Here is a 368-nt window from a genome sequence, read left to right on the forward strand (position 1 = left end):
GTCGAAGGGCGAATACGTGCTGCTGGAGCAGGACGAGATCGACGCCGTGAAGCTGGAATCGAAGAAGACGCTGGAGCTGACGCAGTTCGTCGACGCGTCCGAGATCGACGTGCTCTATTATGAAAAGCCCTATTTCGTGGTTCCCGCCGACGATCTGGCGGAGGAAGCGTTCATCGTCCTGCGCGAGGCGTTGCGGCGGACGAAGAAGGTAGGACTGGGCCAGCTGGCGATGCGCGGCCGAGAATATGTCGTCAGCCTGAAACCGTGCGGGCGCGGCATGGTGCTGGAAACGCTGCGCTACGCCGACGAGGTTCACAAGGCTCAAGGGTATTTCCGCGAAATCCCGGACGACAAGCCCGATGCCGAAC

Annotated in this window: 1 protein-coding gene; it reads left to right on the forward strand. The window is 61.1% G+C overall.

All coding sequences use genetic code 11. The features are described from left to right. A partial coding sequence (locus AC0IYH_RS29905) for a Ku protein (protein ID WP_471837716.1) occupies positions 1–368 on the forward strand: 368 nt, incomplete at both ends.

This window comes from Pseudomonas sp. AC463, assembly GCF_979253585.1.